Origin of the sequence: Pseudomonas furukawaii, from assembly GCF_002355475.1 — a bacterium.
Taxonomy (GTDB): domain Bacteria; phylum Pseudomonadota; class Gammaproteobacteria; order Pseudomonadales; family Pseudomonadaceae; genus Metapseudomonas; species Metapseudomonas furukawaii.
This window is the reverse complement of the sequence record NZ_AP014862.1, coordinates 939,833-965,659: the sequence shown is the minus strand read 5'-3', so window position 1 is coordinate 965,659 and position 25,827 is coordinate 939,833. Positions and strand designations below refer to the sequence as shown.

At 65.9% G+C, this 25,827-nt stretch carries 24 protein-coding genes and 3 tRNA genes; 15 read left to right on the top strand and 12 right to left on the bottom strand.

Annotated features, from left to right (window positions below; all coding sequences use genetic code 11):
• Window positions 1-125: 125 nt before the first annotated feature.
• Genes pilB through yacG form a run of 5 tightly spaced genes read left to right on the top strand, consistent with a single transcriptional unit; the run spans window position 126 to window position 4,732 of the window.
• Window positions 126-1,832 carry a type IV-A pilus assembly ATPase PilB gene (gene pilB, locus KF707C_RS04505; protein ID WP_003452478.1) on the top strand — a complete coding sequence of 569 codons (1,707 nt, stop codon included), beginning with the start codon at window positions 126-128 and terminating at the stop codon, window positions 1,830-1,832.
• Between the two features lie 2 nt (window positions 1,833-1,834).
• Window positions 1,835-3,052: a type II secretion system F family protein gene (locus KF707C_RS04500; protein ID WP_003452479.1), complete on the top strand. Its 1,218-nt coding sequence runs from the start codon at window positions 1,835-1,837 to the stop codon at window positions 3,050-3,052.
• Window positions 3,053-3,054: 2 nt separating this feature from the next.
• Window positions 3,055-3,927: a prepilin peptidase gene (locus KF707C_RS04495; RefSeq protein ID WP_003452480.1), complete on the top strand. Its 873-nt coding sequence runs from the start codon at window positions 3,055-3,057 to the stop codon at window positions 3,925-3,927.
• Window positions 3,924-4,535 (top strand): dephospho-CoA kinase, encoded by a 612-nt coding sequence (gene coaE / locus KF707C_RS04490; RefSeq protein WP_003452481.1) that lies wholly within the window; start codon window positions 3,924-3,926, stop codon window positions 4,533-4,535. The genes KF707C_RS04495 and coaE overlap by 4 nt, the downstream gene beginning before the upstream one ends.
• Window positions 4,532-4,732, top strand: coding sequence for a DNA gyrase inhibitor YacG (gene yacG, locus KF707C_RS04485; protein ID WP_003452484.1), 201 nt, complete (start codon window positions 4,532-4,534; stop codon window positions 4,730-4,732). Before coaE ends, yacG begins: the two co-directional genes overlap by 4 nt.
• A 616-nt stretch (window positions 4,733-5,348) precedes the next feature.
• Here yacG and KF707C_RS30215 read toward each other — a convergent pair.
• The 4 genes from KF707C_RS30215 to KF707C_RS04470 all read right to left on the bottom strand — a co-directional run bounded on the left by KF707C_RS30215 (window position 5,349) and on the right by KF707C_RS04470 (window position 7,248).
• Window positions 5,349-5,564 (bottom strand): hypothetical protein, encoded by a 216-nt coding sequence (locus KF707C_RS30215; RefSeq protein WP_004420093.1) that lies wholly within the window; start codon window positions 5,562-5,564, stop codon window positions 5,349-5,351.
• Window positions 5,565-5,671: 107 nt separating this feature from the next.
• Window positions 5,672-6,358 carry an energy-coupling factor ABC transporter permease gene (locus tag KF707C_RS04480; RefSeq protein ID WP_004420096.1) on the bottom strand — a complete coding sequence of 229 codons (687 nt, stop codon included), beginning with the start codon at window positions 6,356-6,358 and terminating at the stop codon, window positions 5,672-5,674.
• The gene (locus KF707C_RS04475; RefSeq protein WP_004420098.1) at window positions 6,355-6,822 is read right to left on the bottom strand and encodes a hypothetical protein; all 468 of its coding nucleotides are present in this window, start codon (window positions 6,820-6,822) and stop codon (window positions 6,355-6,357) included. Before KF707C_RS04475 ends, KF707C_RS04480 begins: the two co-directional genes overlap by 4 nt.
• Window positions 6,823-6,825: 3 nt before the next feature.
• On the bottom strand, window positions 6,826-7,248 hold the full coding sequence (locus KF707C_RS04470) for a GNAT family N-acetyltransferase (protein WP_004420099.1): 423 nt from the start codon (window positions 7,246-7,248) through the stop codon (window positions 6,826-6,828).
• A gap of 135 nt (window positions 7,249-7,383) precedes the next feature.
• Between KF707C_RS04470 and KF707C_RS04465 the strand changes: the two genes are divergently transcribed.
• The 4 genes from KF707C_RS04465 to KF707C_RS04450 all read left to right on the top strand — a co-directional run bounded on the left by KF707C_RS04465 (window position 7,384) and on the right by KF707C_RS04450 (window position 10,369).
• Window positions 7,384-8,010 carry a DUF1780 domain-containing protein gene (locus KF707C_RS04465; RefSeq protein WP_004420101.1) on the top strand — a complete coding sequence of 209 codons (627 nt, stop codon included), beginning with the start codon at window positions 7,384-7,386 and terminating at the stop codon, window positions 8,008-8,010.
• A 70-nt stretch (window positions 8,011-8,080) separates the two neighbouring features.
• Window positions 8,081-8,254: a DUF3094 family protein gene (locus tag KF707C_RS04460; protein WP_004420103.1), complete on the top strand. Its 174-nt coding sequence runs from the start codon at window positions 8,081-8,083 to the stop codon at window positions 8,252-8,254.
• Window positions 8,255-8,314: 60 nt separating this feature from the next.
• On the top strand, window positions 8,315-9,613 hold the full coding sequence (locus KF707C_RS04455) for an NAD(P)/FAD-dependent oxidoreductase (RefSeq protein ID WP_004420104.1): 1,299 nt from the start codon (window positions 8,315-8,317) through the stop codon (window positions 9,611-9,613).
• A gap of 42 nt (window positions 9,614-9,655) precedes the next feature.
• Window positions 9,656-10,369, top strand: coding sequence for a substrate-binding periplasmic protein (locus KF707C_RS04450; RefSeq protein ID WP_004420106.1), 714 nt, complete (start codon window positions 9,656-9,658; stop codon window positions 10,367-10,369).
• A gap of 104 nt (window positions 10,370-10,473) precedes the next feature.
• On the opposite strand, the gene KF707C_RS04445 is transcribed toward KF707C_RS04450, so the two are convergent.
• From KF707C_RS04445 to KF707C_RS04435, 3 genes are all read right to left on the bottom strand, one after another.
• Window positions 10,474-10,549, bottom strand: a tRNA-Lys gene (locus tag KF707C_RS04445).
• Between the two features lie 8 nt (window positions 10,550-10,557).
• A tRNA-Pro gene (locus KF707C_RS04440) sits at window positions 10,558-10,634 on the bottom strand.
• Between the two features lie 9 nt (window positions 10,635-10,643).
• Window positions 10,644-10,719, bottom strand: a tRNA-Asn gene (locus tag KF707C_RS04435).
• Window positions 10,720-10,927: 208 nt separating this feature from the next.
• Between KF707C_RS04435 and KF707C_RS04430 the strand changes: the two genes are divergently transcribed.
• Window positions 10,928-13,240, top strand: coding sequence for a DUF1631 domain-containing protein (locus KF707C_RS04430; RefSeq protein ID WP_036991266.1), 2,313 nt, complete (start codon window positions 10,928-10,930; stop codon window positions 13,238-13,240).
• A gap of 20 nt (window positions 13,241-13,260) precedes the next feature.
• On the top strand, window positions 13,261-13,602 hold the full coding sequence (locus KF707C_RS04425; protein WP_004420111.1) for a PilZ domain-containing protein: 342 nt from the start codon (window positions 13,261-13,263) through the stop codon (window positions 13,600-13,602).
• 233 nt (window positions 13,603-13,835) lie between these two features.
• On the opposite strand, the gene clpB is transcribed toward KF707C_RS04425, so the two are convergent.
• The 3 genes from clpB to rluD form a co-directional block, all read right to left on the bottom strand.
• A complete protein-coding gene (clpB, locus tag KF707C_RS04420; RefSeq protein WP_004420113.1) occupies window positions 13,836-16,400 on the bottom strand; it encodes an ATP-dependent chaperone ClpB in 2,565 nt (854 codons plus the stop codon).
• Between the two features lie 229 nt (window positions 16,401-16,629).
• On the bottom strand, window positions 16,630-17,355 hold the full coding sequence (gene pgeF, locus KF707C_RS04415; protein ID WP_004420115.1) for a peptidoglycan editing factor PgeF: 726 nt from the start codon (window positions 17,353-17,355) through the stop codon (window positions 16,630-16,632).
• The gene (rluD, locus tag KF707C_RS04410) at window positions 17,352-18,323 is read right to left on the bottom strand and encodes a 23S rRNA pseudouridine(1911/1915/1917) synthase RluD (RefSeq protein ID WP_004420116.1); all 972 of its coding nucleotides are present in this window, start codon (window positions 18,321-18,323) and stop codon (window positions 17,352-17,354) included. Before rluD ends, pgeF begins: the two co-directional genes overlap by 4 nt.
• A gap of 147 nt (window positions 18,324-18,470) precedes the next feature.
• Between rluD and KF707C_RS04405 the strand changes: the two genes are divergently transcribed.
• Window positions 18,471-19,490 (top strand): outer membrane protein assembly factor BamD, encoded by a 1,020-nt coding sequence (locus KF707C_RS04405; RefSeq protein WP_004420117.1) that lies wholly within the window; start codon window positions 18,471-18,473, stop codon window positions 19,488-19,490.
• A gap of 104 nt (window positions 19,491-19,594) precedes the next feature.
• Here KF707C_RS04405 and KF707C_RS04400 read toward each other — a convergent pair whose 3' ends face one another.
• Window positions 19,595-21,226 (bottom strand): NAD+ synthase, encoded by a 1,632-nt coding sequence (locus tag KF707C_RS04400; RefSeq protein WP_004420118.1) that lies wholly within the window; start codon window positions 21,224-21,226, stop codon window positions 19,595-19,597.
• A gap of 155 nt (window positions 21,227-21,381) precedes the next feature.
• Here KF707C_RS04400 and KF707C_RS04395 point away from each other — a divergent pair, with 155 nt between their 5' ends.
• Genes KF707C_RS04395 through KF707C_RS04385 form a run of 3 tightly spaced genes read left to right on the top strand, consistent with a single transcriptional unit; the run spans window position 21,382 to window position 24,549 of the window.
• Window positions 21,382-21,618 carry a PP0621 family protein gene (locus KF707C_RS04395; RefSeq protein ID WP_004420120.1) on the top strand — a complete coding sequence of 79 codons (237 nt, stop codon included), beginning with the start codon at window positions 21,382-21,384 and terminating at the stop codon, window positions 21,616-21,618.
• The gene (locus KF707C_RS04390; RefSeq protein WP_004420122.1) at window positions 21,608-23,209 is read left to right on the top strand and encodes a sensor histidine kinase; all 1,602 of its coding nucleotides are present in this window, start codon (window positions 21,608-21,610) and stop codon (window positions 23,207-23,209) included. The genes KF707C_RS04395 and KF707C_RS04390 overlap by 11 nt, the downstream gene beginning before the upstream one ends.
• A gap of 2 nt (window positions 23,210-23,211) precedes the next feature.
• Complete coding sequence (locus KF707C_RS04385; RefSeq protein WP_004420124.1) at window positions 23,212-24,549, top strand: sigma-54-dependent transcriptional regulator; 1,338 nt, start codon at window positions 23,212-23,214, stop codon at window positions 24,547-24,549.
• A gap of 133 nt (window positions 24,550-24,682) precedes the next feature.
• Here KF707C_RS04385 and thiO read toward each other — a convergent pair whose 3' ends face one another.
• Window positions 24,683-25,792, bottom strand: coding sequence for a glycine oxidase ThiO (thiO, locus tag KF707C_RS04380; RefSeq protein ID WP_004420126.1), 1,110 nt, complete (start codon window positions 25,790-25,792; stop codon window positions 24,683-24,685).
• Window positions 25,793-25,827 lie beyond the last annotated feature (35 nt).

Genomic DNA, 25,827 nt, shown 5'->3' with positions numbered 1-25,827 from the left:
ATTCACCCACTGCACGCACTTCCAGCCACTATCTGCCCTTTTTTGTCACCCGCCCCGGACGCATTTGGCGCCACCGATCAACTACGTTATAAGGCAGGGTCACCACTGGCAGACTGACGCTTCCCATGAACGAAACCGCTCCCGCGCTCTCCGGCCTGGCCAAACAACTGGTGCTGACCCATCTGCTGGATGAGCGAAGCGCGCTGCAGGCCCATACCCAGGCCCAGCGGAACAAGATTCCGCTGATCACCTACCTGGTGCAGAACAAGCTGCTAAAAAGCCGCGACCTGGCGGAAATGGCGGCGGAGCAGTTCGGCGTCGCCTTTCTCGACCTGTCCAGCATCGACAAGGAGAGCCAGCCCAGGGAGTTGGTGAGCGAAAAGCTGATTCGCCAGCACCGCGCCCTGCCCCTGTGGCGTCGGGGCAACAAGCTGTTCGTCGCCATCTCCGACCCCACCAACCACCAGGCCGTCACCGATATCCAGTTCAGCACCGGGCTCAATACCGAAGCCATCCTGGTGGAGGACGACAAGCTGGGGGACGCCATCGAGAAGTTCTTCGACGGCGCCGGCAGCGGCATGGAAGAGCTGGCGGATGTGGACCTGGACGGCCTCGACGTCGAGGCGGTCGACGATAACAAGCAGGACAGCCCGGGCGCCGTGGATGCCGACGATGCGCCAGTGGTGCGCTTCGTCAACAAGATGCTGCTGGATGCCATTCGCGGCGGTTCGTCTGACCTGCACTTCGAACCCTACGAGCGCAGCTACCGCGTGCGCTTCCGTACCGACGGCATGCTCCACGAGGTGGCCAAGCCGCCGGTGCAGTTGGCCACCCGCATCGCCGCCCGCCTGAAGGTGATGGCCGCACTGGATATTTCCGAGCGCCGCAAGCCCCAGGACGGCCGGATCAAGATGAAGATTTCCAAGACGAAATCCATCGACTTCCGGGTGAACACCCTGCCCACCCTCTGGGGCGAAAAGATCGTGATGCGGATCCTCGACGCCACCAGCGCCCAGATGGGCATCGATGCCCTGGGCTACGAGGATGAGCAGAAGAACCTCTATATGGAGGCGCTGAAGCAGCCCCAGGGGATGATCCTGGTGACCGGCCCCACCGGCTCGGGCAAGACGGTCTCCCTCTACACTGGCCTGAATATCCTCAACACCGTGGACATCAATATCTCCACGGCGGAAGACCCGGTGGAGATCAACCTGGAGGGCATCAACCAGGTCAACGTCAACCCCAAGCAGGGCCTGGACTTCGCCCAGGCGCTGAGGGCCTTCCTGCGCCAGGACCCGGACGTGATCATGGTGGGCGAGATCCGCGACCTGGAGACGGCGGAAATCGCCATCAAGGCCGCCCAGACCGGCCACATGGTGTTGTCCACCCTGCACACCAACAGCGCCGCGGAAACCCTGACCCGCCTGCGCAACATGGGGGTGCCGGCCTTCAACATCGCCACCTCGGTCAACCTGATCATCGCCCAGCGCCTGGCACGCAAGTTGTGCGTCCATTGCAGGAAGGAGCATGAGGTGCCCCGGGAGACCCTGATCAAGGAGGGCTTCCCGGAGGCGCGCATCGGCAGTTTCAAACTCTATAGCCCGGTGGGCTGCGACAACTGCAACCAGGGTTACAAGGGCCGAGTGGGTATTTATGAAGTGGTTAAAATCACGCCAGCCCTGCAGCAGCTTATTATGGAAGAAGGCAACTCCATCCAGATCGCCCAGCAGGCGCGCCGCGATGGCTTCAATGACCTGCGAACCTCCGGCCTGGTGAAAGCCATGAACGGCATCACCAGCCTGGAGGAAGTCAACCGCGTGACCAAGGATTAACCATGGCGGATAAAGCGCTGAAAACAAGTACCTTCGCCTGGGAAGGGACGGACAAGAAAGGCACCAAGGTCAGGGGAGAACTCACGGGGCAGAACCCGGCGCTGGTGAAGGCACAGTTGCGCAAGCAGGGCATCAACCCCACCCGGGTGCGCAAGAAATCCACCTCGATCCTCAGCGCCGGCAAGAAGATCAAGCCCCTGGATATCGCGCTCTTTACCCGCCAGATGGCCACCATGATGAAAGCCGGCGTGCCGCTGATGCAGTCCTTCGACATCATCGGCGAGGGCTTTGAAAAGCCCGCCATGCGCGCCCTGGTCAACGAGGTGAAGCAGGAAGTGTCCGCCGGTAACAGCCTGGCCAACTCCCTGCGCAAGAAACCCGACTACTTCGATGAGCTCTACTGCAACCTGGTGGACTCCGGTGAACAGGCCGGCGCCCTGGAAACCCTGCTGGACCGCATTGCCACCTACAAGGAAAAGACCGAGGCGCTGAAGGCCAAGATCAAGAAGGCGATGAACTACCCCATCGCCGTGATAGTGGTGGCCATCATCGTATCGGCCATCCTGCTGATCAAGGTGGTGCCGCAGTTCCAGTCGGTCTTCGCGAACTTTGGCGCCGAACTGCCCGCATTTACGCTGATGGTGATCGGTATCTCGGAGATGCTTCAGGAGTGGTGGTTCATCGTCCTGATAGGCCTCTTCGCGTTTGGCTTCGCCATGCAACAAGCCCACAGGAAGTCGGAAAAGTTCCGGGACTGGGGCGACCGCACCGTCCTCAAGCTGCCCATCGTCGGCGATATCCTCTACAAATCCGCCGTCGCTCGTTTTGCTCGCACACTGGCCACCACCTTCGCCGCCGGCGTTCCGCTGGTGGATGCCCTGGACTCGGTGGCCGGCGCCAGCGGCAATGTGGTGTTCAAGAATGCGGTGATGAAGGTGAAATCCGACGTGTCCACCGGCATGCAGCTCAATTTCTCCATGCGCACCACCGGCGTGTTCCCCGCCATGGCGGTTCAGATGACCGCCATCGGCGAAGAGTCCGGCGCCCTGGACGATATGCTGGACAAGGTGGCCAGCTTCTACGAGGCCGAGGTGGATAACGCCGTGGATGGCCTGACCGCCCTGATGGAGCCCATGATCATGGCCGTGCTGGGCGTGCTGGTGGGCGGCCTGATCATCGCCATGTACCTCCCCATCTTCCAACTGGGCAACGTCGTCTAAAGATGCAATTGATCGACTTTCTGGCCAGCCATGTGCTGGCCTTTGTTTTCTGCGCGCTCCTGCTGGGTCTGCTGGTGGGCAGCTTCCTCAATGTGGTGATCCATCGCCTGCCGAAGATGATGCTGCGGGACTGGCAGGAGCAGGCCCGGGAAGCCCTGGAACTGCCCGCCGAACCCAAGGGGCCGGTCTTCAACCTGGTGCTGCCGAACTCCCGCTGCCCCCATTGCCAGCATGAAATCCGTGCCTGGGAGAACATCCCGGTGGTGAGCTACCTGGCCCTGGGTGGCAAGTGCTCCGCCTGCAAGGCCCCCATCAGCACCCGCTATCCGCTCGTGGAACTGGCTTGCGGCCTGCTGTCCGCCTACCTGGCCTGGCACTTCGGCTTCAGCTGGCAAGCCGGCGCCTTCCTGGTGCTGACCTGGGGCCTGCTGGCCATGAGCATGATCGACGTGGACCATCAGTTACTGCCGGACGCCCTGGTGCTGCCGCTGCTCTGGCTGGGGCTGATCCTCAACAGCCAGGGGCTGTTCGTCAGCCTGGAAGATGCGCTGTGGGGCGCGGTGGCGGGCTACCTCAGCCTCTGGTCGGTGTACTGGGTGTTCAAGCTGGTGACCGGCAAGGAAGGCATGGGCCACGGCGACTTCAAGCTGCTGGCGATGCTGGGCGCCTGGGGTGGCTGGCAGGTGCTGCCGCTGACCATCCTGCTGTCGTCCCTGGTGGGCGCGATCCTCGGCGTGATCATGCTGCGCCTGCGCAACCAGGACACGGCGACGCCGATCCCCTTCGGTCCCTATCTGGCCATTGCCGGCTGGATCGCATTGCTCTGGGGTGATCAAATAACGGCGACCTATCTGCAGTTCGCCGGTCTCAAATGAACAAACCCTGGATTCTTGGCCTTACTGGCGGCATTGGCAGCGGCAAGAGCGCTGTCGCCACCCACTTCAGCGACCTGGGCGTGCACCTGGTGGATGCCGACCAGGCTGCCCGCTGGGTGGTGGAACCCGGCCGCCCGGCCCTGGCGAAGATCGCCGAGCATTTCGGCAGCGACGTGCTGCAAGCCGACGGCCAACTGGACCGCGCCGCCCTGCGCCAGCGCATTTTCGAGAACGCCGAGGAGCGGCGCTGGCTGGAAAGCCTGCTGCACCCCTTGATCGGACTGGAAATCAGCCAGTACCTGTCCAAGGCCGAATCGCCTTACGCCATTCTCGTCTCGCCGCTGCTGATCGAGTCCGGCCAGCACCGCATGACCCAACGGGTGCTGCTGGTGGATGCGCCGGAGTCCGCGCAGATCCAGCGCACCGTGGCCCGCGACAAGGTGCCGGAGGAACAGGTCCAGGCGATCCTCAAAGTGCAGGCCAGCCGGGAGCACCGACTCCAGCACGCCCATGATGTGCTGCTGAACGACCGCGACCTCCACTGGCTTCGCAACGAAGTGGAGCGTCTGCACAACTTCTACCTGACCCTGCGAGGAGGCCAGCCATGAGCCAAGCCGTCACCGTGGAGTGCCCGACCTGCGGCGCTCCGGTGGAGTGGGGCCCGCAAAGCCCTTCCCGCCCTTTCTGCTCCGAACGCTGCAAACTCATCGACCTGGGTGCCTGGGCGGCCGAGGAACATGCCATCCCCGGCGACCATTCGGAGGACGAGTTGTTCTCCGGCGAGCTACCGCCCCGGGAGCATTGAAGCCAAGCCCCGCCCCGTAGGAGCGAGCTTGCTCGCGAAGACCACCCGCGCATTCGCCGGCAAGCCGGCTCCTACATCCCCGCCCTGTAGGAGCGAGCTCGCTCGCGAAAACCACCGCGCATTCGCCGGCAAGCCGGCTCCTACATCCCCGCCCTATAGGAGCGAGCTTGCTCGCGAAGACCACCCGCGCATTCGCCGGCAAGCCGGCTCCTACATCCCCGCCCTGTAGGAGCGAGCTCGCTCGCGAAAACCACCGCGCATTCGCCGGCAAGCCGGCTCCTACATCCCCGCCCTATAGGAGCGAGCTTGCTCGCGAAGACCACCGCGCATTCGCCGGCAAGCCGGCTCCTACGTCTCCGCCCTGTAGGAGCGAGCTTGCTCGCGAAGACCACCCGCGCATTCGCCGGCAAGCCGGCTCCTACGTCTCCGCCCTGTAGGAGCGAGCTCGCTCGCGAAAATCACCCGCGCATTCGCCGGCAAGCCGGCTCCTACATCCCCGCCCGCTCGCGAAAGAAAGGGCCCGCGCATTCGCCGGCAAGCCGGCTCCTACGTCTCCGCCCTGTAGGAGCGAGCTCGCTCGCGAAAACCACCCGCACATTCGCCGGCAAGCCGGCTCCTACGGCCGCATAAAGCTGTAGTCCCGATCCGGATCGAGGTTGTCGGCGAGGAACTGCAGCTCCTGGGCCAGATCCTCCATGGGCCGTAGCGTCGCGCTGCGCTCCACCACCACGCTCAACAAGGCGCGCAATGCCCTTTCTTCGCTGAAGCCTTCGGTTTCGGCCACTGCCAGTTCCCGTGCCAGCATCGACCTGGCCCATTGATGAATGCCCATGGCGCTTCTCCTGTTCGGTGTGTGCGCCCATTCTGGGAAGCGGCAGCGTCCGCCCGTTGATCCAGGTCAGGCGCCGTGGCGAGATAGAGGCGATGAATCCCCGGCGATCAGCGAGAGTCCTCGTCCTTCCAGGGTGCCTGGAGGTAGCGGGTGCGGTTGAAGGTTTCCAGCCACTCCGGGCAGAACACCACCAGGGCCGTCACCGCCGTGCCGTTGATGAAGGCCTCGGGGAACATCACCAGCCAGAGGTAGCCGATGAAGTCCTCCAGCCAGGGCGGCATGGGAAAAATGCCATCCACCCAGAGGATGCCCAACCCGAGCAGGGCGCACAGCAACGCGGCCAGAGCCGCCGGAAAAAAGCCGCAGCAGAAGATGTAGACGAAGAGGTTGCGCGGCTGGAAGTGCTCGACCCACTTGGCGCAGAGTTCGGTGACCAGCACCGGCAGCAGCACCAGCAGCGCGCCATTGATGCCAAGGGCGACGAAGTCCTGCTTGCCCAGTGCCAGCAACCCCAGCTGGGCCAGCAGCCCGCCGAGCACGGCGAGGGGCCAGTCCAGCAGCAGGGTCACGGCGGTCAAGCCGATGAAGTGGTAGGACAGGCCCGAGGAGAAATCCCGTCGCACCAGCCAGAGCAGGAACAACAGCAGCACGGTGCCGAACACCAGGTGCTGGCGCCGGGTATCGCTGAAGAGTTCCAGCCAGGGCGCACGCCAGATGGCCCAGGCCAGGACTGGCAGGTAAAGTGCCCAGCCGATGCCGAGGGTTTCGGCGGAAAGCAGGTCGGCGGCGATCACGGTGCCAGGGACTCCAACGCCTCCCGCAGCGCCGCCGCATCATTGAAGGCCTTCTGTCCCGTGAGCGTGCCCCGGTCGAGTTGCAGCCAGAGCACGCTGGCGGCCGGGGCCGGATAGCGGTGGGTGACCCGGGCATCCCGATCCAGCAGCACGCGGTAGTTGTAGTCACGCATGGCCGGTACGGCGAACAGGGAGGAAATCACCGAGGGCATGCGGCTGATATCGGCGACGAACACCGCATGACGCGACTCGAGGTAGTCCTTCGGCAAGCCCTCTAGGGCCGCGTTCACCAGCTTCCCACCGTCCATGTCGCGGGCCACCAGCAGCACCTTGAGGTCGTCGTTCAGGCTGTAGGCCTGGTCGTATTGGTCGAGGAGCGTCCAGGGCGCCAGACGCTCGCCCGTTTCCGCCGCCTGGCCGAGAGCGGCCAGCAGGCACAGCGTCAAACCCAGGAAAAACCGCATCGTTCACGCTCCCGTAGTGGAATAGACCCGAATGTCATCGCGTTCCGACCAGCCCCGCTGCATTTGCCAGAAGGCCAGCGCCTCGGGCGCATCCTCCAGCACGAACACATGGGACTTGCGAATGCCCAGCGACGCCAGGCGACGCAGGGCCTCCTGCAGCAAGGCGCGGGCCCAGCCCTGGCCACGGTGGGGTGAGTCCACCACCAGATGCTGCAGGTAGCCCCGCCGGCCGTCGTGTCCCACCAACAGGCTTCCGGCCACCCGCCCGGCGTCATCCTCCAGCAGGAGGCTCAGCTGCGGATTGCGCTGCAGGTAGGCACAGAAGGGTTCAAGTTCGTCCTCCTCACGCAGGCGAATGCCAGGCGTGCGCCGCCAGAGGGCGACGAGGGCTTGGTGATCGGTGGGCTGAATGGGACGAATGCGCATGGCGGACTCCAGGCAGACAGTCGGAAGTTTACACCGCGCCAGCGAAGGGTGAGCTGCGCGCATTTGTCGCGAGAGGCTCTCCCGCGCCCTTTTTCGACTACCCAGCGCCCCTGCGCAAAGGCTAAGCTGCGGCTCATGAACGAGTCCGACTACCTGCGCCTGCTCACGCGGCAGGCCGAGCAAGCCAACGACTTCCTGTCGAATGCGCGCAAGTGGGAACGCGAGCGCTGGGTCTGCCAGCGACTCCTCCAGGCACTGAACCTGCCCTACCGGCTGGACGACTTCGGCACCGGGCAGGAACCGCCGGATGTGCAGTTCCGCGATGCCAACTTCGAGGTGTTCTTCGTGCTCGACGAAGGCCGCCGCCTCAACGACGAGTGGCGGCAGGAGCTGGAGCGCCGCCGCAGCGCCTTTTCCCTGGCCCAGCTGGTGCGCCGGGAGAACCGACCCAAGAAGATTCCCGCCGCCGAGCTGCAGGCCCGCCTCGGCCCGACCCTGCGCAAGAAGGCCCGCAACTACGGCGAACGCGGCCTCGACCTGGGCGAACTGGACCTGCTCGCCTTCGTCAACCTCAAGCGCGCCACGCCCGACTTCAACAGCCACTTTCCGCCACCGACGGAATACCTGCGCCAGGGCTGGCGTTCGCTGTCCCTGGTCGGTCCCAACTTCGCCCGGGTGATCTTCGCCCACGGCGATGCGCCTGATTTCCTGCGCAGCAACCTGGGGCGGACGATCCTGTTCGATGTGGGCATCGGGCTCTGAACGGGTCCACGCAACTTTCCCACCCCGGATTCGCCGGCTAGAATGCCCACCATTCCAAGTCGAGGCCCCCATGCCCAGCCGCCTGACGCCCGAAGACCAGCAAAAGGTCGACCAGTACCTCAATCTCCCGCAGCACCAGGTGGACCGCAAACCGTTCCGCCCCTGGCGCCTGCTCGCCATGGTACTGGTGGTGGTCGTCGCCCTGGGTCTCCTGAGCCGCCTCCTGAGCCGACTGGTGCTATGAGCCGCCCCTTGCGCTCGCCCTCGGTGACACCGCATTTCTATAGCCTTGTGAGACCCCCTCATGTCCCATCGCATCGTGATCGTCGGCGGCGGCGCCGGCGGCCTGGAGCTCGCTACCCGTCTGGGTAGGACCCTCGGCAAGAAAGGCCTGGCCAAGGTCATCCTGGCCGACGCCAATCTCACCCATATCTGGAAACCCCTGCTGCATGAAGTGGCCGCCGGCTCGCTCAACTCCACGGAGAACGAGCTGAACTACGTGGCCCAGGCGAAGTGGAACCATTTCGAGTTCCAGCTGGGCCGCATGAGCGGGCTGGACCGCAAGCGCAAGGTCATCCAGCTGGCCGCCACCCATGACGAGGACGGGCGCGAACTGGTCCCCGCCCGCGAACTGGCCTACGACAGCCTGGTGATCGCCGTCGGCAGCACCACCAACGACTTCGGCACCGAGGGCGCGGCCCAGCACTGCATCTTCCTCGACACCCGGGAACAGGCCGAACGCTTCCATCGCAAGCTGCTCAGCCATTACCTGCGCGCCCACGCCCAGGGCGACAACGGCGACCAGATCAGCGTGGCCATCGTCGGCGCCGGCGCCACCGGCGTGGAACTGGCGGCGGAGCTGCACCACGCCGCCCACGAACTGGCCGCCTATGGCCTGGACAGCATCCAGCCGGAGAACATGCGCATCACCCTGATCGAGGCTGGCCCACGGGTTCTGCCCGCGCTTCCCGAGCGCATCAGCGCGCCTGTGCACCGCACGCTGGAAAAGCTCGGCGTGAGGGTGATGACCGGCGCGGCGGTGAAGGAAGTGACAGCGGACGGCCTGCAGACCGCCCAGGGCGATTCCATTCCCGCCAGCCTCAAGGTCTGGGCAGCCGGCATCCGCGCACCGGCCTTCCTCAAGGACCTGGACGGGCTGGAAAGCAACCGCATCAACCAGCTGGTGGTCCGCCCCACCCTGCAGACCACACGCGATGACGACATCTTCGCCTTCGGCGATTGCGCCGCCTGCCCCCTGGGCGATGGCAGTGAGCGAAACGTGCCGCCAAGGGCCCAGGCCGCCCACCAGCAGGCCTCGCTTCTGGTGAAGTCCTTCAAGCTGCGCCTGCAGGGCCAACCGCTGCCGGACTACCGGTACCAGGACTACGGCTCGCTGATCTCGCTGTCGAGCTTCAGCGCCGTGGGCAATCTCATGGGCAACCTGATGGGCAGCGTGAAGCTGGAAGGCTGGCTGGCGCGGATGTTCTACATTTCCCTCTACCGTATGCACCAGATGGCGCTGTACGGGGGCTTCCGCACCTTGCTGCTGATGCTCAGCGACCGTATCGGCCGCAGCACCGATCCGCGACTGAAGCTGCACTGACCCCCGCGTGGACTGCGCATGGGGAGAAGAGGAGATCCAACCATGCGCAGCGCACTACTCGCCCTTCCGCTGCTGCCGAGCCTGGCGGGAGCCGCCCCGCTGACGCTCTACTACATCGAGAAGCCGCCCTACTACCACACGGAGCAGGGCGAACCGACGGGCTTCCTGCTGGAACGAACCCGGGCGATCTTCGCCCGGGCCGGGCTCGACGTCCGCTTCGAACCCCGCCCTCCGAAACGCATCCTCAGGGAACTGGAACAGCAGCGCCCGGACACCTGTTCCATCGGCTGGTTCAAGACCGCCGAGCGCGAACGCTTCGCCTGGTTCTCCCGCCCGATCCATCGCGACGCCCCCATGCTGGTGCTGACCCGCAAAAGCCTTATCGACCAGGTTCGCGGCCACGCCCGACTCGCCGACCTGCTGAAAAGCGGTCTCAGGCTGGGCCTGGTGGATGGTTTTTCCTACGGGGAACTGGACGGCGCACTCAAGTCCGCCCGCAGCCTGAAGGTCACGGCCCCGCCCACCCAGACCGTGCTCATGCTGGCGGCGGAACGCATCGACTACACCCTGATCGACGAACGGGAACTGCCCTATATCCTGGCCGAGGCCGGGCTGCAGGATGCCAACCTGAGAACCGTTCGACTTCCGGACATTCCGGCCGGCCAGCAGCGCTACCTGATGTGCAGCGGCAACCTGGACCCCAGTCTTCGCCAGCGCATCGACGAAGCGATCGAGGCACTGGCGCCGAAACCCTGAGCACCAGGAAAGCGCCATCCGGCCACCGAGCTTTTTCGCGGACGAACAAAAAAGCCGCCAGGCTTGCCTGGCGGCTTCTTCGGACCTCCTGGGGAGGTCTTGTATGGTGGGTCGTGTAGGATTCGAACCTACGACCAATTGGTTAAAAGCCAACTGCTCTACCGACTGAGCTAACGACCCATGCGAGGTGGTCGGGGTAGAGAGATTCGAACTCCCGACATCCTGCTCCCAAAGCAGGCGCGCTACCGGACTGCGCTATACCCCGTTTGGAAGTTGGCTCCGCGACCTGGACTCGAACCAGGGACCCAATGATTAACAGTCATTTGCTCTACCGACTGAGCTATCGCGGAACTTCGGTCTTCCAACTCATCAACGCTGCCCCGTTTGATTGGGATCGCGTTGCTGAGGCGCGCCATTTTACGTATGGAGAAACGCCTGTCAACCCCTGAAAAAACGAATTCTGACAATGATTTGCAGATGACCACCCGAGTGCTATACCTGACTCGTGGCGAGATCGTTGCAGGCCGTGGTCACGACCTGACTCCCCGCAGGACAGTTATGAGCAATCAGGATCGCCCCCCAACACCCCCTGGAACCGTGACGACCCTGGCCAGCCGCGGCATCCAGCCTCGTTTTGGCGAGTTGGTGCAGAGCTGCCGCAAGCTGGTCATGAACCGTCTTGCCGAAACCCTAACCGCCGTGTTCGCCCAGGTGGACGACACCCTCTTCGATTGCGCCGAGAAGGCCGAGAACAACCAGGTCCAGACCCTCTTCTTCGACAGCATGCGGGACATCCGCAAGCAGCGCCCGCAGATCGAACGCCTTTACCACCAGCGCATCGCCAGTGGTTTCGAGGACTTTCTCGGCGGCAAGCTCAAACCCGACATCGATGCGGCCCAACTGGACGCCGACCACCTCCAGCTCATGGGAAACGAGGAATATGAGGAGAGCCTGCTGGTGACCAACATGGTCAGCCGGGTCAAGGCTCGCTGCGCCCAGCCGCTCTTCGCCCTCGACCAGCGGCTGGCGGTGCTCAACGGTGGTCGAAAACTGGGGGACGACGACAACCCCTTCGGTCCCCAGGCCGTTGCCCTGGCCTTCAAGGAGGCGCTGCAGCCGAGCCCCTTCCCCCTGCGGATCAAGACCATCCTCTACATGCTCTTCGACCAGCACGTGATGCAGTGCCTGGACGGCGTCTACGACGCCCTCAACCAGCGCCTGGTGCAGGCCGGCGTTCTGCCCAACCTGAAGTACAGCGTGCAACGCTCCACCAGCGTGCCTCATCACCCAGGCACGCCACGCAAGCCGGGTAGCGAGGGCGCGGCCGCCCAGGCACCAGGCGCCCACGGTAGCGGATCTGCGAGCGGCAGCCCGCTGGACCTGTCCGGCCTGCCACCGGCAGACCCCGGCCAGTTGTTCAATGGCCTGGCCGCCCTGCTGGGCGAGCGTCGCCTGCATCACGGCAACGCGCCGCTCCCGGGCGGCACGCCAAGCATCGCCTCGTTCGCGCCCCGGGGCGCTACGCGCACTTACAGCGCCGCCGAGCTGCTGGAGGCCTTGAACCGCCTGCAGCAGCAATCCGCCCAGGACCTGGCCAGCAAGCTCCGGCAACCACAGCGGGTGGACGGCCTCAAGGCCGATCTGCAGGAACAGCTGGAAAGCCACAGCCGCCTCCCGGGCCAGCAGAAGCTCTCCGACTACGAAGCCGACGTCATCGACCTGGTGGGAATGCTCTTCGACTTCATCCTCGACGACGACAACCTCGCCGACGTCTACAAGACCGCCCTCTCCCACTTGCACACGCCCTACCTGAAAGTGGCACTGCAGGACAAGGCGCTTTTCACCCAACACCACCACCCCGCCCGACGCCTGCTCAACAGCATGGCCCAGGCCGGCGTGCTCTATGCCGGCGAAGGCGAGGAGCGCGGCCTGCTGGCGAAGATCCACTGGGTGGTGGAGCGGGTCGTCCACGGTTTCAGCGGCGACCTGCTGCTGTTCGACAGCCTGCTGGACGAGTTCAACGAGTTCGTCGGCACCCTGCGCCACAAGGTTGAGCTGCGCGAGCAGCGCGCGGTGGAAGCCGCCAAGGGCCGGGACAAGCTGCTGGGCGCACGCCAGCAGGCGGTGGATATCGTCGCCCGGGTGCTCCAGGGCAAGGAGCTGCCGGGCATCATTCACAACTTCCTGGAACTCACCTGGACCGACGTGCTGGTCTTCGTGCTGCTCCGCCACGGCGAGCGCAGCACCGAATGGCAGCGTTCGGTCGAGGTCGCCGAACAATTGGCCTGGAGCGGCACGCCCCTAGACGCCGGCGGCCGTGCGCGCCTGCAGGACCTGCGCATTTCCATGCTGGAAGACCTGCGCAAGGGTCTGGAACTGTTGGGCGGCTATCACGAGGACGGCATCCGTCGCCTGCTGCAGGACCTGGTGGCCTGCCAGCATGCGGTGCAATCCCAGCAGCCGCAGTTGGCCGAGCGCATCGAAAGCCCTCTGCCGGAAAGCAAGCTGGGGGAAATGCTCGGTGAAGACGCGGGACTGGCCAGCACGCCTCGCCCGGTCACCCTGTCCGCCAGGGCCCAGGCACTAATTCGCGAACTGGCTCGAGTGGAATTCGGCACCTGGTTCGAGTTCATAGACGGGCCGGATGTCCGGGTGTTCAAACTGTCCTGGTACAGCCCCACTACGCGCAACTACATGTTCGTCGATCACAGCGGCCAGCGTGCCGCCATCATGCCGCTCACTCAACTGGCGCTTGATATGGAACAGGGACTGGTCCGCCTGGTCCCGCCCGAGCGCAACGCGCCCCTGATGGACCGGGCACTCGGCGCCATTTATCGCGTGTTGCAGCGCTTCACCGGCCGCACCGCCTGACCCCGCTACAGGACCCCACCATGGACGAACGCCGCCAGCGCAACCGACATGCCACCGAATTGCAGATAGAAGTCTTCGATGTGCATTCCGGCCAGTGCCTGGGACGCATCGTCGACCTCTCGATGGAGGGCTTCATGCTGCTCAGCGAATTGCCGCTGGAGGCCGACTCGGTCTGGGAGTGCCGCCTGGTGCCCCTGACCTGGGTGGAAGGGCTGGAAGAAATCCGCCTCGGCGCCGACTGCCTCTGGACCCGTACGGGCGAGGACACGCGCAAGCGCTGGGCGGGCTTCCACATCATCGATATCGCCGAAGACCAGGCGATCGCCCTGGAAGAACTGCTGCAGTTCGTTCGGGTCGGGTGACCGCGCGGCGCGGGCCGGAACGCCGCCCGCACCATTCGCCGGCAAGCCGGCTCCTACATGGCCAGGGCCCGCTGTAGGAGCGGGCTCGCCCGCGAACCCGCCCACACCTTTCGCCGGCAAGCCGGCTCCTACGACATCCGGCCGTGCGCGGCATTTCCCTGTAGGAGCGGGCTCGCCCGCGAACCCGCCCGCACCATTCGCCGGCAAGCCGGCTCCTACGACATCCGGCCTTGTCAGTCGAAGACGATCTCGTCGCCTTCCACCTTCGCCTTGATACCGGCGCCAGGCCCGAACTTGCCGGCGAGGATCTGCTGGGCCAGCGGGTTCTCGATCCATCGCTGGATCGCGCGCTTGAGCGGACGCGCGCCATACACCGGGTCGTAACCAACGGCGATCAGCTTGTCCAGGGCCTCCGGACTCAGCTCCAGGCTGAGTTCGCGCTCGACCAGACGCTTGCGCAGGCGCTGCAGCTGGATCTCGGCGATGCCGCCGATCTGGTCGCGGCCCAAGGGCTCGAACACCACCACTTCGTCGATACGGTTGATGAACTCCGGCCGGAAGTGGTTGCCCACCGCATCCATCACCGCCGCACGCTGGGCTTCGCGATCCCCCACCAGCTCCTGGATCTGTGTGGAGCCCAGGTTGGAGGTCATCACCACCACGGTGTTGCGGAAGTCCACGGTGCGGCCGTGGCTATCGGTCAGGCGACCGTCCTCCAGCACCTGCAGGAGGATGTTGAAGACATCCGGGTGCGCCTTCTCCACCTCGTCCATCAGCACCACCGAGTAAGGCTTGCGACGCACGGCCTCGGTCAGGTACCCGCCTTCTTCATAGCCGACATAGCCCGGCGGCGCACCGATCAGGCGAGCGACCGAGTGCTTCTCCATGAACTCGGACATGTCGACGCGCACCAGCGCCTCCTCGGTGTCGAAAAGGAACTCGGCCAGGGCCTTGCACAGCTCGGTCTTGCCCACCCCGGTCGGACCGAGGAAGAGGAAGGAGCCGCTGGGACGGTTCGGGTCCGCCAGGCCGGCGCGGGAGCGACGCACGGCGTTGGCCACGGCCACGACAGCCTCATGCTGGCCGATGACGCGCTTGTGCAGCTCGTCCTCCATGCGCAGCAGCTTCTCGCGCTCGCCCTCCATCATCTTGGCCACCGGGATGCCGGTCCACTTGGAGACCACCTCGGCGATCTCTTCGTCGGTCACCTTGTTGCGCAGCAGCTGGTTCTCGGTCTTGCCGTGCTGATCGACCATCTGCAGGCTGCGCTCCAGATCCGGAATCACGCCGTACTGCAGCTCGGCCATGCGTTGCAGGTCGCCCTTGCGCCGGGCGGCCTCCATGTCCTGGCGGGCCTGTTCGATTTTCTGCTGGATCTGCGCCGAGCCTTGTACCTCGGCCTTTTCCGACTTCCAGATTTCCTCGAGGTCGGCGTACTCGCGCTCCAGCTTGAGGATGTCCTCCTCCAGCTTGGCCAGGCGTTTCTTCGTCGCTTCGTCCTCTTCCTTCTTCAGGGCCTCGCGCTCGATCTTCAGCTGGATCAGTCGACGGTCCAGCCGGTCCAGGGCTTCGGGCTTGGAGTCGATCTCCATGCGGATGCGGCTGGCGGCCTCGTCGATCAGGTCGATGGCCTTGTCCGGCAACTGGCGGTCGGTGATGTAGCGGTGCGACAGCTTGGCCGCGGCGATGATGGCGCCGTCGGTGATGGTCACCCCGTGGTGAACCTCGTAGCGCTCCTTGAGGCCCCGCAGGATGGCGATGGTGTCTTCCTCGCTGGGTTCGTCCACCAGCACCTTCTGGAAGCGACGCTCCAGGGCGGCGTCCTTCTCGATGTACTGGCGATACTCGTCCAGGGTGGTGGCGCCGACGCAGTGCAGTTCACCCCGGGCCAGGGCCGGTTTCAGCATGTTGCCGGCGTCCATCGCGCCCTCGGCCTTGCCGGCACCGACCATGGTATGCAACTCGTCGATGAAGAGGATGACCCGGCCTTCCTGCTTGGACAGTTCGTTGAGTACGCCCTTCAGGCGCTCCTCGAACTCGCCACGGAACTTGGCCCCGGCGATCAGCGCCCCCATGTCCAGGGCCAGCAGGCGCTTGTCCTTCAGGCCGTCCGGGACTTCGCCATTGACGATGCGCTGGGCCAGGCCTTCGGCGATGGCGGTCTTGCCCACGCCGGGCTCGCCGATCAGCACGGGGTTGTTCTTGGTGCGGCGCTGCAGCACCTGGATGGTGCGGCGGATCTCGTCGTCACGGCCGATCACCGGGTCCAGCTTGCCGTCCTCGGCGCGCTTGGTCAGGTCCACGGTGAACTTGTCCAGGGCCTGGCGGGACTCCTCGACATTGGGGTCGTTGACGGCCTGGCCGCCGCGCAGGTTGGCGATGGCGTTCTCCAGGGCCTTGCGGGTCACGCCCTGGCCGAGCAGGAGCTTGCCGAGGCGAGTGCCCTCGTCCATCGCGGCGAGCATGACCAGCTCGCTGGAAATGAACTGGTCGCCTTTCTGCTGGGACAGGCGATCGGCCTGGTTGAGCAGGCGCGCCAGGTCCTGGGACAGGTTCACGTCGCCGGTGGGATTCTGGATCTTGGGCAGTTGATCGAGCTCGCGGGTCAGCCCCTGGCGCAGCGCCTGGACATCGAAGCCCACCTGCATCAGCAGGGGCCGGATGGAGCCGCCCTGCTGGTCCAGCAGGGCGAGTACGAGGTGAAGCGGCTCGATGGCGGGGTGATCGTGGCCAACGGCCAGGGACTGGGCATCGGAGAGCGCCAGTTGCAATTTGCTGGTCAATCGGTCGATTCGCATGGGTTCGTCCTTTCTATGAATGGCGGGCGGCGCGATGACGGCACCAGATACGAAAAACCCGCCGGGATGAAACCTAGATAGGGACGATTCTGTGCGATTCAACCGTTGAGAAATTGATCGGAGTCATGGAGGGGCGCACTAGCCCACCGGGGACGAGCGGCGCGATATCCGTGCAGGCCGGTCCAAGGCCTTCGCTCGAACCGGCCCGAGTCGCGGGTTCGGCGGCCCTTCAGTCCGCCAGCCAGACCAGGCTGGCGAAACGGCCGGTCCGGGCCGCACGGCGATAGGAATAGAAGCGGGGATCGCCGACGGTGCAGAAGCCGCCGCCATGCACGGCGGTCACCCCCCGCGCGGCGAGGCGGATGCGCGCCAGCTGGTAGATGTCGGCCATGAACTTGCCGGCATTGAGGCTGGGCCGGAAGGCGGACGCGGCTTGCGGGTGCTGCGCGATAAAGGCTTCGCGCACCTCGGGCCCCACCTCGAAGGCTTCGGGACCGATGGCGGGCCCCAGCCAGACCAGCACCTCTTCCGGCGCCAGCGTCAAGGCATCCAGGGTGGCTTCGAGCACGCCATTGGCCAGCCCGCGCCAGCCGGCATGGGCCGCCGCGACGCGGGTACCGGCGCGATCGCAGAACAGCGCTGGCAGGCAATCGGCGGTCAGCACCGAAGCGGCGACGCCCGGTGTGGCGGTCCAGCTGCCGTCCGCTTCGTCCACTCGGGAGGGGTTGGCTTCCACCACCTGCACGCCATGGACCTGGCTGAGCCAGGCGGGCCGACAACCCAGGGCGTCGGTCAGCGCCTGACGGTTGCGTTCGACGGCCAGGGGATCGTCCCCGACATGGCTGCCGAGGTTGAGTCCTTCATAAGGAGGCAGGCTGAAGCCGCCCTCGCGGGTGGTCACGCAGGCGCGAACGCGCGCCGGGGCGGGCCAGTCGGGCTTCAGCCAGTGGCTCATTCGAAGGACTCGTGGTCCTGGCGCAGCAGGGTCAGCAGCCAGACGAAATCATCCGGCAGCGGCGACTCCCATTTCATGCGCTCGCCGGTCGCCGGATGATCCAGTTCGAGGAAGCGCGCATGCAGGGCCTGCCGCGGGAAGTCCTTGAGCGTCTGCACCAGCGTCTGGCTGGCCGCCGGCGGGATACGGAATCGCCCGGCGTAGACGGGGTCACCCACCAGCGGGAAGTTCACATAGGCCATGTGCACACGGATCTGGTGAGTGCGGCCGGTCTCCAGCTTGACCCGGGTGTGGGTATGGGAGCGGAAGCGTTCCAGCACGCGATAGTGGGTCACGGCCGGCTTGCCGCCCGCCACCACCGCCATGCGCTGGCGTTGCTGGCCATGACGGCCGATGGGTGCGTCGATCTTGCCGCCGGCCGTGATCACGCCCACCACCACCGCTTCGTAGATCCGGCTCACGCTGCGCGCCTGGAGCTGCGCCACCAGGCTGGTGTGTGCTTCCAGGGTCTTGGCGACCACCATGAGGCCGGTGGTGTCCTTGTCCAGACGGTGGACGATGCCGGCGCGCGGCACATTGGCCAGCCCCGGCACGTGATGCAGCAGCGCGTTGAGCAGGGTGCCGTCGGCGTGGCCGGCGGCGGGGTGCACCACCAGTCCGGCCGGCTTGTCCAGGACCAGCAGGTGGTCGTCCTCGTAGACGATATCCAGCTCGATGTCCTGGGCGATCCACTCACCCTGGGCTTCCTGTTCGGCATCCAGCTCCAGCAGGGCGCCGCCATGAACGATGTCCCGCGGGCGCAGCACGCTGCCGTCGACGGTCAGGACCCCTTCCTTGATCCAGCCGGCGAGGCGGGAACGGGAGTGCTCGGGGAAGAGTTGTGCAGCGACCTGGTCGAGGCGTTGCCCGCCCAGTTCGGACGGTACCTCGGCGCTGAGTTGGATGACCTGTTTGTTGATGGAAGACATGCTCGACAACGGAGGGGGCGCAGCCTTTGGTTTCGGTTACGCGCTTGTGGTTAAATACTGCGTCTTTGTCCCGGGGGTTCCGGGGCGCTCATCATAACAGGACGGCTACAGGCACGACAGCCAGCCGTCACAGGGACGCAAGCCGCCATGCAAGTGAAACACCTGCTGCTGATCGCCACTCTCGCCCTCACCGCCGCCTGTTCCTCCAATAAAGAAGTGGTGGACGAGAACCTGAGCGAAGCCGAGCTGTACCAGCAGGCCCAAGCCGATCTGGACAACAGCAGCTACACCCCCGCCATCGCCAAGCTGAAGGCCCTGGAATCCCGCTATCCCTTCGGCCGTTACGCCGAGCAGGCACAGCTGGAACTCATCTACGCCTACTACAAGAACGTCGAGCCGGAGGCCGCCAAGTCCGCCGCCGAGCGTTTCATCCGCCTGCACCCGCAGCACCCGAACGTCGACTACGCCTACTACCTGAAAGGCCTGGCTTCCTTCGACCAGGACCGTGGCCTGCTGGCGCGCTTCCTGCCGCTGGACATGACCAAGCGCGACCCGGGCGCCGCCCGCGACTCCTACAACGAGTTCGCCCAGCTCACCAGCCGCTTCCCCAACAGCCGCTACGCCCCGGATGCCAAGCAGCGCATGGTCTACCTGCGCAACCTGCTGGCGGCCTATGAAATCCACGTGGCCCACTACTACCTGACCCGCCAGGCCTATGTCGCCGCCGGCAACCGTGGTCGCTACGTGGTGGAAAACTTCCAGGAAACCCCGGCCGTGGGCGATGGCCTGGCCGTGATGGTGGAGTCCTACCAGCGCCTGGGCCTCAATGAGCTGGCGGCCACCAGCCTGGAAACCCTGAAGCTCAACTACCCGGATCACCCGAGCCTGGTGGATGGCCAGTTCGTGCCCCGCGAAGAGGAAGCCGACAACCGTACCTGGCTGGCCAAGGCCACCCTGGGCCTGATCGAGAGCGATGCGCCGCTGCCCCCGGGCGAGACTCGCGCCGCTCAGGATGTGATCAAGCAGTACGAAGACGCCAAGGAGCAGATCCCGGAAGAGCTGCTGCCGGAGAACCAGGGCGAAGTGCAGGAAGAAGCGCCCCAGTCCGAGACCAAGAGCAACGACCGCTCCTGGTTCAGCTACATGACCTTCGGCCTGTTCGACTGATATTCAGCGTCATGCGCAAGAAGGGAGGCCAGGGCCTCCCTTCTTCGTTTCAGGGGCCCGAGCCTCCCGGCCAGACACGCGGCGCCCCTTCCGCCGGATGGGCGTCAATCCCCCAATCGCCAGCCAGAGGTGATGGGGTAACGCCGGTCCCGGCCAAACCCCCGCTGGGTGACCCGCACGCCCACCGCCGCCTGGCGGCGCTTGTACTCGTTGCGATCCACCATCGCCAGCACCCGGTTCACCAGGTCCTCGTCGAAGCCTTCGGCAATGATGGCGTTGGCCGACAGGTCGTGCTCGATATAGAGCTTGAGCACCTCGTCCAGCACCGGATAGGGCGGCAGGGAGTCCTCGTCACGCTGGTCCGGCGACAGCTCCGCCGAGGGCGGACGCTCGATGACCCGCGCCGGAATCACCTGGCCCAGGCGATTGCGGTACTCGGCCAGGCGGAACACCAGGGTCTTGGGCACGTCCTTGAGCACGTCGAAGCCGCCCGCCATGTCGCCGTAGAGCGTGGCGTAACCCACCGCCATCTCGCTCTTGTTGCCGGTGGTCAGCACCAGGCTGCCCTTCTTGTTGGAGATCGCCATCAGCAAGGTGCCGCGACAGCGCGCCTGGAGGTTCTCCTCGGTGGCGTCCCGGGGCAGCCCCCCGAATGCCGGCGCCAGCACCTGCTGGAAAGCCTCCACCATGGGCGCAATGGGCAGCACCCGATAGGCGACGCCCAGCAGGCGCGCCTCGGCCTCGGCGTCTTCCAGGCTGACCTGTGCGGTGTAGTGATAGGGCATCATCACCGCCTCCACCCGCTCCGGCCCCAGGGCATCGACGGCCACCGCGAGGCTCAGGGCCGAGTCGATCCCGCCGGACACGCCGAGCACGACGCCCTTGAAGCCGTTCTTTCCCACGTAGTCGCGAACCCCGACCACCAGCGCCTGGTAGACGCTGGCCTCGAGCTCCGGCAGCTCCGCGCAGTGGGTCTGGCGCGGCACCCAGCGGCCCTCCTGGCGATGCAGGTCGACCGGGAACAAGCCTTCCACGAAGCCCGCCGCCCGCTGGCAGACCCGTCCTTCGGCATCCACCACGCAACTGCCGCCATCAAACACCAGTTCGTCCTGGCCTCCCACCTGGTTGACGTAGATCACCGGCACGCCGGTCTCCCGCGCCCGTTCGGCCAGCATCTCCTCACGCTCCAGTTGCTTGTCCAGGTGAAAAGGCGAGGCGTTCAGGCTGATCATCAGCCTCGCCCCGGCCGCCCGCGCCTGAGCCAGGGGGCCGGGAGACCAGATGTCCTCGCAGATGGACAACCCCACGGGAACACCCTTGATGTCCACCACGCAGGGCTGGTCGCCCGGATCGAAATAGCGTCGCTCGTCGAACACCCGGTAGTTGGGCAGGCGCTGCTTGTAGTAGGTCGCCAGCAGCTCGCCGTCGGCGATCACCGCACAGGCGTTGAAGCGCCGCTCGGCTTCGAGCCAGGGATAGCCGACCACCAGGTAGATGCCGCGCACCTCGTCCCGCAGCCGCTGGAGGCCCTGCTCGATGCGCCGCTGCATGCTGGAGCGCAGCAGCAGGTCCTCGGGCGGATAGCCACACAGGGTGAGTTCGGGAAAGACGATGACGTCCGCCGCCCATGAGTCGCGGGCGGCGTTCGCCTCCTCGATGACTCGCTGGGTATTGCCCTGCACATCGCCGACACGGAGATTGAGCTGGGCCATCACGATTCGCAGGCTGTGGCGCATGGCGCCTCCCGGTGTGCTTGCTTCAGAGCCACCATACTCCGCCGCGTACCGGACGAAAACCGGACAAGTCTCGGCGGCGTGCGGCCGGTCTCTGTGCGCGGACTACCGGCTTGGATAAACTGGCCGCTTTCCAATGACAAGAGAGCACCCTGGGCATGTTTCGCCTGTTGTTCTGGATTGCCGTGATCTTCGCCGCCATCTGGCTGTGGCGCCGTTTCAAGACCCCCTCCACACCCCGCCAGCAACCCCGACGGGAGGACGAGGGCCACCCCATGGTGCGCTGTGCCCACTGCGGCGTTCATCTGCCGCGCAGCCACGCCCTGACCCAGGATGATCGCTGGTATTGCAGCCAGGCCCACCTGGAGCAGGACCGGAGCTCCGGTGAACGCTGAGACGCTCCCCGCCCCCTCCGAACTCAGCGCCCAGGGGCGACGGATATTCCGCCTCTACAGCCTCTACCGGCTGCTGATCGGCCTCACCCTGGTGGGGCTGATCTCCAGTGAACTCGACGATCAGTTCATGGAGCTGGCTCGACCCGAGCTGTTCCGCAACGCCGCCTGGTTCTACCTGATCATCAACAGCCTGATCGCGGTGGCCGTGCCGCGCCCACGCCATATGGTGCAGGTGTTCAGCCTGGCGCTGGTGGACGTGCTGATCCTGTCCTGCCTGTTCTACGCCGGCGGCGGCACTCCCAGCGGCGTGGCCAACCTGATCGTCGTCTCGGTGGCCATCTCCAATATCCTCCTGCGCGGCCGCATCGGCCTGCTGGTGGCGGCGGTGGCGACCCTCGCGCTGATCTACCTGACCTTCTACCTGAGCCTCAGCCATCCCAGGGCCAACACCCAGTTCGTCCAGGCCGGCGGCTTCGGCGCCCTCTGCTTCGCCGCCGCACTCTTCCTCCAGGGCCTCAGCCGGCGCCTGCAGCTGAGCGAAACCCTGGCCGAGCAGCGTGCCGCCGACGTGGCCAGCCTGGAAGCGCTGAATGCGCAGATCCTGGAACGCATGCGCACCGGAATCCTGGTGCTGGACCCGCGCAACCGGATCCTGCTGGCCAACAACGGTGCCCTGGCCTTGCTGGGTCGCGACGAACTCCAGGGCCGCAATCTGGCGGTGCAATGCCCGGCGCTGCTGGGGAGCCTCGAACAGTGGCTGGCCAATCCCACCCTGCGCCCCCAGAGCCTCCAGGCCTTCGCCGATGGCCCCACGCTGCAGCCCAGCTTCGTGCCGCTGCCCCGTGGGGACCAGCAGAACACCCTGGTCTTCCTCGACGACATTTCCCAGATCGCCCAGCAGGCCCAGCAACTCAAGCTCGCCTCCCTCGGTCGCCTCACCGCCGGCATCGCCCACGAGATCCGCAATCCGCTGGGCGCCATCAGCCACGCCGCCCAGCTGCTGCAGGAGTCCGAGGAGCTGGACGGCCCGGATCGGCGCCTGGCGCAGATCATCCAGGACCACTCCCGGCGCATGAACCTGGTGATCGAGAACGTCCTCCAGCTGTCGCGGCGCCGCCAGTCGGAGCCCCAGCTGCTGGACCTGAAGTACTGGCTGACCCGTTTCGCCAGTGAGTTCCGCGGCTCGGCTGCCCCCGGCCAGACCCTGCACCTCCACACCCTCGGCAGCACCCTGCAGACCCGCATGGACCCGCACCAGCTGACCCAGGTGCTGACCAACCTGGTGCAGAACGGCCTGCGCTACAGCGCCAGGAAGCACGGCCAGGGCCAGGTCTGGCTCAGGCTGTTCCGCGACCCGGAAAGCGACCTGCCGGTGCTGGAAGTGGAAGACGACGGCGAAGGCGTCCCCCCCGAACAGGTGCACAACATCTTCGAACCCTTCTTCACCACCGAGAACAAGGGCACCGGCCTCGGCCTCTATCTCTCCCGCGAACTCTGCGAGAGCAACCAGGCCCGCCTTGACTACAAGCCGCGGGAGGCGGGCGGAAGCTGCTTCCGCATCACCTTCGCCCATCCGCGCAAACTGAGCTGAACATGACCCGACAGAGAGCCCTGATCGTCGACGACGAACCCGACATCCGCGAACTGCTGGAAATCACCCTCGGGCGAATGAAGCTCGACACCCGCAGCGCCCGCAACCTCAAGGAAGCCCGCGACTGGCTGGCCCGGGAAGCCTTCGACCTGTGCCTGACCGACATGCGCCTGCCCGACGGCACCGGCCTGGAGCTGGTGCAGCACATCCAGCAGCGGCATCCGCTGGTACCGGTGGCCATGATCACCGCCTACGGCAGCCTGGATACCGCGGTGAACGCCCTCAAGGCCGGCGCCTTCGATTTCGTCACCAAGCCGGTGGACCTCGGCCGCCTGCGGGAGCTGGTCAACACCGCCCTGCGCCTCAGCACGCCGGACGGCGAGGAGCCGCCGGTGGATGGCCGCCTGCTGGGCCAGTCGCCGCCCATGACGGCGCTGCGCAAGCAGATCCAGAAGCTCGCCCGCAGCCAGGCGCCGGTCTACATCAGTGGCGAATCCGGCAGCGGCAAGGAACTGGTGGCGCGCCTGATCCACGAACAGGGGCCACGGGCGGAGCGCCCCTTCGTCCCGGTGAACTGCGGCGCCATCCCCTCCGAACTGATGGAAAGCGAATTCTTCGGCCACAGGAAAGGCAGCTTCACCGGCGCCGTGGAAGACAAGCAGGGCCTGTTCCAGGCCGCCAACGGCGGCACCCTGTTCCTCGACGAGGTGGCCGACCTGCCCCTGCCGATGCAGGTGAAGCTGCTGCGGGCCATCCAGGAAAAGGCCGTGCGTGCGGTGGGCGGCCAGCAGGAGGTGGTGGTGGACGTGCGCATCCTCAGCGCCACCCACAAGGACCTCGCCGCCGAAGTGGCCGCCGGTCGTTTTCGCCAGGACCTCTACTACCGCCTCAACGTCATCGAACTCAGCGTGCCGCCCCTGCGGGAGCGCCGCGAGGACATCCCGCTGCTGGCCGAGGCCATGCTCAAGCGCCTGGCCCAGCAGAGCGGCCTGCCCGCCGCGACCCTGGCCCCCGAGGCCCTGGACAAGCTCAAGTGCTACCGCTTTCCCGGCAACGTGCGGGAGCTGGAGAACATGCTGGAGCGCGCCTACACCCTCTGCGAGGACGACCAGATCCAGGCCCGCGACCTCCGACTGGCCGAGGCCAGCGGCGTCGCGGAGGCCGGCGAGGCCAGCCTGGCCCAGATCGACAACCTGGAGGACTACCTCGAAGACATCGAGCGCAAGCTGATCATGCAGGCGCTCGAAGAGACCCGCTGGAACCGGACGGCGGCGGCGCAGCGCCTGGGCCTGACCTTCCGTTCCATGCGCTATCGCCTGAAGAAGCTGGGTATCGATTGATACCGACTCGCAGGCGAACTCGCTCGCTAAGCGGCCCGCATCATTCGCCGGCAAGCCGGCTCCTGCACCGCGCGCCCGCAGGAGCGAGCTCGCTCGCGAAACAACCCCAGGCCATTCGCCGGCAAGCCGGCTCCTACACTGCGCGGCCGGGCGGCGCGTAGGGCGCCGGGTCGATGATGGGCTCGCGTCCCAGCATCAGGTCAGCCAACAACCGGCACGACGCCGGCGCCAGCACCAGGCCATTGCGGTAATGGCCGCAGTTCAGCCAGAGCCCCTCCAGCCCGGGCACCGGTCCGATAAAGGGAATGCCCTCCGGCGACCCTGGGCGCAGTCCGGCCCAATGCCCGACCAATTCGGCATCCCGCAATGCGGGCAACAGCTCGAAAGCCGAGGCCTTCAAGCTTTCCAGCGCCTCGGCGGTGGGCGTCTTGTCGAAGCCGGCATGCTCCAGGGTGCTGCCCACCAGGATATGGCCGTCACGACGAGGAATCGCGTAGCGCCCCTTGGCCAGGACCATCGCCGGCAGAAAATCCTCGGCGCACTTGAACAGGATCATCTGCCCCTTAACCGGTTCCACCGGCAGGGACAGGCCGAGCCCAGCCAGCAGATCCCCGCTCCAGGCGCCCGCCGCCAGCACCACGCGATCCGCCAGCACGTCGCCCCGTGCAGTCTCGACGCCTTGCACCCGCCCTTCGCGACGCACGAACCCGCGGACCTCGCAGTGTTCCTGAACCGACACGTTCGGCATGCGCACCAGCGCCTCGCGCAAGGCGCGGGTCAGCCTCGGGTTACGCACATTGGCCACACCGGCCATATGGATCGCCCGACCAAAGCCTTCCCCTAGCGGCGGCACCGCTGAATGCACCTGCGCCATCGGCACCGACGTCAGTGGACGCCCTTCCCTCTCCGCCCAGGCCAGTGCCTCGGCTTCGTCGTCCAGGTCGAGCCAGTAGAGCCCGGTCTCGAACACCTCGGGATCTATCCCGGTTTCGCCCAGCAGTCGCTGACCCAGCTGTGGGTAAAAGTCCTGGGACCAATGCGCCAGGGCCGTCACCGCCTTGCTGTAACGCCAGGGATATAGCGGTGAGACGATCCCGCCGCCCGCCCAGGACGACTCGCGCCCCGTGTCGCCGCGCTCCAGCAGGGTTACCTGCAAGCCCTGCCGGGCCAACTCCAGGGCACTCAATAGACCTATGGCACCGCCTCCCACGATGGCGACGCTTTTTCCTACATCGGTTGGCATCGAAAACCCCCGCCTTAGACTGCCCGCACACAACC